The organism is Planktothrix sp., from assembly GCF_046067725.1.
Lineage (GTDB): Bacteria > Cyanobacteriota > Cyanobacteriia > Cyanobacteriales > Microcoleaceae > Planktothrix.
In genome coordinates this window covers 1-4,983 of sequence record NZ_JBJUDF010000322.1, presented here as the reverse complement: position 1 = coordinate 4,983, position 4,983 = coordinate 1, and the positions used below count along the sequence as shown (strand labels likewise).

The 4,983-nt window shown below is 43.9% G+C and carries 4 protein-coding genes and 2 pseudogenes; 3 read left to right on the top strand and 3 right to left on the bottom strand.

Annotation, left to right across the window (positions count from 1 at the left end):
- The 3 genes and pseudogenes from ACKPEB_RS19920 to rpsT form a co-directional block, all read right to left on the bottom strand.
- Positions 1 to 744, bottom strand: a pseudogene (locus ACKPEB_RS19920) (DNA-directed RNA polymerase subunit beta); the annotation flags it as partial.
- A gap of 232 nt (positions 745 to 976) precedes the next feature.
- Positions 977 to 1,750 carry a TatD family hydrolase gene (locus tag ACKPEB_RS19915; RefSeq protein ID WP_408966732.1) on the bottom strand — a complete coding sequence of 258 codons (774 nt, stop codon included), beginning with the start codon at positions 1,748 to 1,750 and terminating at the stop codon, positions 977 to 979.
- Positions 1,751 to 2,005: 255 nt separating this feature from the next.
- The gene (gene rpsT / locus ACKPEB_RS19910) at positions 2,006 to 2,302 is read right to left on the bottom strand and encodes a 30S ribosomal protein S20 (RefSeq protein ID WP_408966731.1); all 297 of its coding nucleotides are present in this window, start codon (positions 2,300 to 2,302) and stop codon (positions 2,006 to 2,008) included.
- A gap of 353 nt (positions 2,303 to 2,655) precedes the next feature.
- Between rpsT and hisD the strand changes: the two genes are divergently transcribed.
- The 3 genes and pseudogenes from hisD to ACKPEB_RS19895 all read left to right on the top strand — a co-directional run.
- Positions 2,656 to 3,951, top strand: coding sequence for a histidinol dehydrogenase (hisD, locus tag ACKPEB_RS19905; protein ID WP_408966730.1), 1,296 nt, complete (start codon positions 2,656 to 2,658; stop codon positions 3,949 to 3,951).
- A gap of 122 nt (positions 3,952 to 4,073) precedes the next feature.
- On the top strand, positions 4,074 to 4,511 hold the full coding sequence (locus tag ACKPEB_RS19900) for a universal stress protein (RefSeq protein ID WP_408966729.1): 438 nt from the start codon (positions 4,074 to 4,076) through the stop codon (positions 4,509 to 4,511).
- A 186-nt stretch (positions 4,512 to 4,697) separates the two neighbouring features.
- Positions 4,698 to 4,983, top strand: a pseudogene (locus ACKPEB_RS19895) (hypothetical protein); the annotation flags it as partial.

Sequence of the window (4,983 nt, the reverse complement as noted above, 5' to 3'; positions counted from 1 at the left end):
AAAGAAGCGGTTATTGAGTAGCTGTTCGCCTCCGGCTACCGTTGGAGGTTCCCCTGGACGGAGTTTGCGGTACAGTTCCATTAAGGCATCGTCTTCTGTAAATTCCCCTTCCCGTTCAATGGTTTTTTCAAAGTATTCGGGATGGCGCAACGCATCAAAAATTTCGTTATTCGTCAGTCCCAAGGCTTTTAATAAAACTTGGGCAGAGAGTTTGCGGGTTTTATCAATTCTGACCCACACTAAATCATTTTTATCGGTTTCAAATTTTAACCAAGCTCCTCGGTTCGGAATTAAAGAAGCACTATAAGTTCGTCGTCCGTTTTTATCAATTTCAGATTTATAATAAACCCCCGGACTTCTGACAATTTGATTAACAATAACCCGTTCTGCTCCGTTGATGATAAAGGTTCCCCGTTCAGTCATCAAGGGTAAGTCTCCAATAAAGACTTCTTGTTCTTTAATTTCTCCAGTTTCTTTATTAATTAAACGAGTCGGAACATACATTTGCACGGCGTAGGTACTATCCCGCCGTTTCGCTTCATCAACATCATATTTGGGGCGTTTGAGTTTATAATCTTTCGCTAAAAAATGCAGTTCCAGTTTACCGGTATAGTCGGTAATGGGTGAAAAACTTTCCAATTCTTCAATCAGCCCCGCTTCCAAAAACCAACGAAAGCTTGACCGTTGAATTTCAATTAAGTCAGGAAGCAAAAAAGTAGGTTCGTTGTGGGTTAGATTTGTCATTGGTTCTTTGGATGAAAGAATGATTTCGGGTGTTGACGGTTGACGGTTGACAGTTAACGGTTAACTGTCTGCGAATCTTAATTTGAGAAGTAACTGTGGAGTTAGGGAAGATTTTAATGTCATTTTTTCCTCTTAATAATTAATGTTTTATCCTTGATAATGGCAACGTTTTTATCATCCTAAATATTCTTAAAAGTCAACCGCCAACCGTTAATAATCAAGAGTCAACTGCTCACAAACGAAACAGTTGACGGGCGTTATTAGTGGTTTGTTGACTAATGGTTTCTAGGGGAACATTTCGCAATTGGGCAACGGTTTCGGCGACATGACGCACAAAAGCGGGTTCATTTCGTTTACCGCGCTTAGGAACAGGAGCTAGAAACGGACAGTCCGTTTCGATTAAAATTCGATCACAAGGAACTTGACGAGCGCATTCCTGAATGGCGATCGCCGTTTGAAAGGTTACGGTTCCGCTAAAGCTGATATACAACCCTAACGCCAGAAACTCCTCTTGTTCTTCCGGGGTTCCTCCCCAACAGTGCATAACCCCCGAAACTTTTCCCCGTTGTTGCCAAAATTGCTTTAATAAGGGAATCATCGTAGCCGCTGCATCCCGACAATGAATAATCACCGGTTGATTCAAGCGATAAGCAATCTCTAGCTGTTCGGTGAACACCTGGATTTGTTCATCTCGGTTATCCGCTTTGTAAAAATCAAGCCCCATTTCTCCAATTGCAACAACTCGATCATCCGATTGAGCCAGTTGGATAATAGTTTGTGCTGAGGTAGAATTCCAAAGTTTAGCATCCAATGGATGTAACCCAACGGCAAAGCTGAGTTCAGGCACTTGATTGGCTATCTCCTGAATCTCCTGAAATTCTCCGGGGTGAACACAGGAATGCACTAAATGAACGACTCCCGCTTCCTGCCATCTCTGTCGAATTGCCTCTAGGTCGGATGCCAATTCTTTGAAATTAATATGGACGTGGGTATCGATCAATTGCATAGTGCTGCACAAAACTTGACTAAACGGATTGAAGCCTGACTATCTAACTCGAAATGATGCACTCGTTGAGAGTTTACCTCCTCCTAATCACCTCATAAATCAGTTATGTGTGACTCAGTTATCCGTTTTGCAAGTGATAGGATTTTGACCAGCATTGTCTTTCTGGTTTTCCTTTGACAATGACTAACCCTTAATTCTTGAACAAGTTGAGTTAGTACCTGTCCTAGTGCGTCTCTTTAACTGATCACGGATGAGTTAGGCCGCAACATTTTGGTGACGTTTTAAGGCTCTTGCCAAGCGAGATTTTTTGCGTGCCCCATTATTTGGATGCAGAACGCCTCGTTTGACCGCTTTGTCAATTTTGCTAAAGGCAGCCGACATTTGTTGATTAACAGCAGCGAGATTATCGCTTGTTGGGTCGGAGCCGTATTGATCAACAAGGAGCAGACACTTTTTCATTAAGGTTTTAACGGCTGACTTATAAGATTTGTTACGCAACCGATTGCGCTCTGCAATTTCGACGCGTTTGACAGCAGATTTAATATTGGCCATAGGTTCTGGATGAAGAAAACGCAGGTATTCGGATTAAAGATACTAAAGTTACAGACCTACTACTATAGCATTTATTTTGTCAAATTCAACCCTACTTCCTATGCACTCACAGGAAGCATCAAAAAAATTATGACTCTGGCATTCTAGCAAAAAAAATCGGTTTCACGCCCTGTCCGAGTCATGACGGGTTTTTATGCTATACTGGGCATGAATCCCCTGACTGTTGGCAAGGAAGCAAGGGGGATAAATTCTAAACGGCGGTCAGTTTGACCCAGCCCTTAGAATGTGAATCCTTGTTGTCTGTTCCTTATTATTTCGGCCCTAATTTCTTAAGGTTGGCACTCCGAATCACCATGCTGCGAATTATTACTCAGTGGGTTGAAGCACAAGCTGAATTGCGACGGATCTCTGACCGTACCCATGATGACACGATGCTCCATAAAGAAGCAACGGTGCGGGAAGTGCTGCAAACAGTTCGGCGTCAAGGGGATAAAGCACTCCTCCACTATACGGAAGAATTTGATCAAAAGACATTAACCTTGGATGAATTGCGGGTGAGTGGTTCGGAGTTGGACGCAGCTTACCAGCAAGTTTCTAAGGAATTATTAAATGCCATCCAGTTAGCTCGCCAACAAATTGAGGCGTTTCATCGTCAACGCATTCCTAAGTCTTGGGTGCAGTTTGGGGATGATGATATTGTTTTAGGAAAACGCTTTACTCCGGTTGACCGGGCTGGATTGTATGTACCGGGGGGGAAAGCGTCCTATCCGAGTACCGTGTTAATGAATGCGGTTCCGGCTCAGGTGGCGAAAGTACCTCGAATTGTGATGGTGACTCCCCCAGGGCCGGATCATAAAATTAATCCGGCCGTGTTGGTCGCGGCTCAGGAAGCGGGAGTTCATGAAATTTATCGGGTTGGAGGGGCTCAGGCGGTGGCTGCCTTAGCGTATGGTACAGAAACGATCCCGAAAGTTGATGTGATTACTGGCCCTGGTAATATTTATGTGACCTTGGCGAAAAAATTGGTCTATGGCACGGTGGGAATTGATTCCCTGGCGGGGCCATCGGAAGTGTTGGTGATTGCAGATAGTGTGGCGAACCCGGTTCATGTGGCGGCGGATTTACTCGCACAAGCCGAACATGATACCTTAGCGGCGGCAATTTTATTAACAACGGATTCAGCCTTAGCGCGGCAAGTGGTGGCGGAGGTGGAACGACAGTTAGTGAATCATCCTCGACGCACCTTAACGGAAAAAGCGATCGCCCATTATGGTTTAGTGGTGGTGGTAGAATCCTTGGAGGCGGCGGCTCAATTATCGAATGAGTTTGCCCCGGAACACTTGGAATTAGAAGTGGCGGAACCTTGGGATTTACTCGAAAGTATTCGTCATGCGGGAGCCATCTTTTTAGGCTGTTCAACACCGGAAGCGGTAGGGGATTATTTAGCTGGCCCTAACCATACTTTACCCACATCGGGGGCGGCGCGTTATGCTTCGGCGTTGGGGGTCGAAACCTTTATGAAACATTCCAGTTTAATCCAATATTCTCCGACCGCTTTACAGAAGGTGGCGGGAGCCATTCAGGCGTTAACAACGGCTGAAGGTCTTCCGTCTCATGGGGAGTCGGTACGTTTGAGAACGGAACCTTAAAATTGATAACTTCTATCAATCTTCTGTTGGGATGTGTCACGTCTTGCCTTTAGAATGGGAGTTTGAGTTCTATTAGATTTCCAGTTCACGAGTGTTTCATATTGTTTAGAGGAGACGTTGCTGTGCTGAATACGATTTTGGTTGCTGTGGATGATTCACCGACTGCGAAGTTCGTGATTGAGGCACTGGGTCAACTGCAATTGCAACCCACAACCAACGTGATCTTCTCTCATGTTGTACCAACGGTGGCATCGGATTTTGATATTGTGGCGGATAAACCTCATTTGGGGAGTGATGAATTCCCTTATCGTCATATTGAAAAGCAACTGCGAGGTTATCAAGATCAGTTAGATTGTCAAAGTGAGATTGAGATTGTGGTCGGTGACCCGGCAGAGGAAATTATTCGGTTAGCGAATATTTATAAAGCCGATTTGATTATGATTGGCAGTCGGGGACTAACGGGAGTGAAACGCATTTTAGAAGGGTCTGTTAGTTCTATGGTGGTTTCGGAGGCAAATTGTTCAGTTTTGGTGGTTAAGGAAAAGGAAATTGAGGGTTAGTGGGGGATTGCGATCGCACCCCCTTATTTAAGTATCAATTTAAGGCTTGCTTATAATAAAAATAAGAAAAATCCTCTTTTAAAAAAAGGAGAAACTAGCGATTAGGCATTGTTAAATTCCAGCGAGGGAACGGACTTTTCTGTATATAATGTATGAAGTGCCGATTCTGTGGATCTGGGGATTGCAATGGACAAAAGTAAACGCATCGCAACGATTATCAAACAGCGTCAACCTTTAGCTGAGAAAATTGAGCAAGTCACAGAGAACTTACAAACGTTGTTCAAGATGCTGTCCCAAGTCGAAAGTTATCAGCGTCAAGTCATTAGTAAAGTAGATGATCCTCAGATTAGGGGACAAATTAAAGAAATTGATTGTTCAGAAATTCAGTTAAATATTGTTTCTGAGATTGAAGCATTAACTAAGCTAAAAAATCGCTTTTCCCGTGATACCCTGAATATTGGTGTTGTAGGAC